The organism is Planctomycetota bacterium (genome assembly GCA_038746835.1).
GTDB lineage: Bacteria > Planctomycetota > Phycisphaerae > Tepidisphaerales > Tepidisphaeraceae > JBCDKH01.
Genome location: JBCDKH010000282.1, coordinates 1 through 3,104 on the forward strand (window position 1 = coordinate 1; position 3,104 = coordinate 3,104).

A 3,104-nucleotide genomic window follows, 5' to 3' on the forward strand; every position below is an offset into this window, starting at 1 on the left:
GTCGTGCGGGTCACGTTCGTCGCGGGCACCGGTGACGTCGCCGAGACGATGAGCATCGTCGGCGAGTCGTTTCGCGTCGGCTACACCAGCCTCGCCGAGGACACCAACGCCAACGGCCAACTCGATGACGGCGAAGACCTCAACGACAACGGCCTGCTCGACGACGAAGTCCGCATCGACCAGACCCTCTGGCGCACCGGCAACCGCGACCTCACCGGCGGGCAATTCACCTGGGTCCGCAGCGACCGCGTCCTCGAGACCAGCCTGCCCGACGACTTCCTCTACGTCGAGCGACAGGAAGACGGCCGAGCCATCGGACGACTCGAAGCCGTGGCCATCGAAGGCCGGCTGTACGAAGGTTTCGACAACGCCTACGCCGCACTGACCGATGTGCTGCCGAAGGTGCAAGGCATCGGCGAGCGGATCTTCGACATCAAAAACGACCTCGGCGGCATTGCCGAGCAGCGTGACGAAGTCCGCATGCGCCTCGAGGCAGCCGAGCAGCTTGAAGACGCCCGGGCAGTCACCCGAGCCGAAGCCGAACTCGAGAGGCTCTCCGCACAACAAGACGAGCTTCAGGCCGAGCGTCGCGATCTCGAAGGCCAGATGGCCGACTACCGGATCTTCCTCGCCAGCGAGCAGGGTCCGATGATCAGCATCACCCGGACCAGCAAGACCGCCAACGTCTCGGCAGCGACCGTGCTCGATCGCGACGACGCGGAGCGCGTCGCCTCGGTGCGGCTGCTCGACTTCACCGAGTCCAACAGCCGACCGGCGACAATCGACGACGCGCCACTGCGGCTGGAGTCGACCAGACGCTGGGTCGAGGAACCGGGCGCGACCGTCATCACGCCCAAGGACGGCTCGCGGCCGAAGGTGCAGTTCGTCGACGCGGACGGCAACGCCATCGGCGAGCCGTACACGCTGCCGCCGATGGCCGTGGTGCTCGTGGCAGATGGTGCAGCCGTCGAACGTGGGACGCGCGTCGCCATCGAGCCGCTGCCGATGACGATGGGCCAGGTCGTGCGGGCGTTCGTGCCGAATCGACTCAGCCTGGGCGACAAGTTCGGCGTCTATTTCTCGCGCTGGTGGGAGTTCCTGAGCGCGGAGCCGCGCGACTCCAACACCGAGGGCGGCGTCTTCCCGCAGATCGTCGGGACCGTCCTGTTGACGTTCATCATGATCGTCTTCGTCGTGCCCGTCGGCGTCGTCGCGGCGATCTACCTTCGCGAATATGCGAAGCAAGGGGCGCTGGTCAGCTTCGTCCGCATTTGCGTCAACAACCTTGCGGGCGTGCCGAGCATCGTCTACGGCGTCTTCGGGCTGGGCTTCTTCTGCTACGGGCTCGGCGGGTGGATGGACGCGGGCGCGGCAGGTGCGGGCGTGGACCCGCTGCCGGTCGACACGTGGCTGCTCTGGATCGCAGTCGCGATCATCTTCGCCGCCATCGCCATCGCGGTGACGTCGCTGGCCAACCGATCCGACAAAGGCGCCGCCAGCCAGGAGACGCTGCTGCCCAAGGCCTTCCGTTTCGCCGCCGGCCTCGCGTGGGCCGTCAGCGTGGTGGTCGTCTTCTACTTCATCTTCGCCAGCGTGCCGAAGGAGATCTTCGGCGGCTTCTACCCGGAGACGCTCACGAGCGGCTCGAGCGAATGGAAGGGGCAGGCGCTCATCTGGGCGTCGCTGACGCTGGCACTCCTGACGCTTCCGGTCGTCATCGTCTCAACCGAAGAAGCCCTCGCCGCGGTGCCAAGGTCGATGCGAGAGGGCAGCTACGCGTGCGGCGCGAGCAAATGGCAGACGATCCGGACGATCGTCCTGCCGCGGGCGTTGCCGGGCATCATGACGGGGGCCATCCTGGCGATCGCGCGTGGCGCGGGTGAGGTCGCACCGATCATGCTGGTCGGGGCGCTCAAGACCGTCCGCGAGCTGCCACTCAATGGCGACGCGCCGTTCATCCACCTCGACCAGGCGTTCATGCACCTGGGCTTCCACATTTTCGATCTCGGCTTCCACAGCCCCGACGCCGAGGCCTCGCGATCGAGCGTCTACACGACGACACTGCTCCTGATTTTGATCGTGCTGCTGTTGAACCTCGCGGCCATCTGGCTCCGAAGCCGGCTCCGCCGTGCGTTTGCGGGCGGTGCGTTCTGACGACAACTCGCTACGCTCGCTGCGTCCTCGACCCGCTCCTTTCGTCCGATGACCGATACCACTGCCGCAACGAACGCCGACACTCGCTCGCAGAGCACGGCCTTTGGTCGGATCAACGGCGTGGAGTCGACCGGCGACCCGTCGCCCGGCGGCCGGGACTCTGGCCTGCAGAAGGCCATCGCCGCCGACCTGCCGTACGACACACGCGTCCACCGCGAGCTGGCCCAGGAAGAGCCCGTCGTCAGCGTCGATCAGTTCCGCCTCTGGTACGGCACCAAGCAGGCGCTGTGGGACGTCGACATGAAGTTCCCCCGCGGCAAGGTGACCGCCCTCATCGGGCCATCCGGCTGTGGCAAGTCGACGCTGCTCCGCAGCATCAATCGCCTCAACGACCTGATCGACACGGTCCGCATCGAGGGCAACATGCACCTCAACGGCGACCCCATCTACGACCGCAACGTCGACGTCATCGAGCTGCGCAAACGCATGGGCATGGTCTTCCAGAAGTCCAACCCGTTCCCGATGAGCATCTTCGAGAACGTCGTCTTCAGCCTCCGCATCGACGGCGAACGCAACAAGAAGGTCCTGGCCCAGGCGTGCGAGAAGTCGCTCCGCGGCGCCGCCCTCTGGAATGAAGTGAAGGATCGTCTCGACGAGTCGGCCCTGGGCCTGTCGGGCGGACAACAGCAGCGGCTCTGCATCGCCCGCGCTATCGCCGCGGAGCCGGAGGTGCTCTTGATGGACGAGCCGTGCAGCGCGCTCGACCCGATTGCGACCGGCAAGATCGAAGAGCTGATCGCCGAGCTGCGTGGGCTCTACACCGTCATCATCGTCACGCACAACATGCAGCAGGCCACCCGCTGCAGCGACTACACGGCCTTCATGTACCTAGGCCGCCTCGTCGAGTACGGCCCGACCGCGACGATGTTCCAGACGCCGCAGCTGAAGGA

2 protein-coding genes are annotated in these 3,104 nt (G+C 66.3%); both read left to right on the forward strand.

What is annotated here, in order from left to right; all coding sequences use genetic code 11:
• The first annotated feature begins 3 nt into the window (after nucleotides 1–3).
• Nucleotides 4–2,154: an ABC transporter permease subunit gene (locus tag AAGI46_16615; GenBank protein ID MEM1013830.1), complete on the forward strand. Its 2,151-nt coding sequence runs from the start codon at nucleotides 4–6 to the stop codon at nucleotides 2,152–2,154.
• Nucleotides 2,155–2,202: 48 nt separating this feature from the next.
• A partial coding sequence (pstB, locus tag AAGI46_16620) for a phosphate ABC transporter ATP-binding protein PstB (GenBank protein ID MEM1013831.1) occupies nucleotides 2,203–3,104 on the forward strand: 902 nt, incomplete at its 3' end.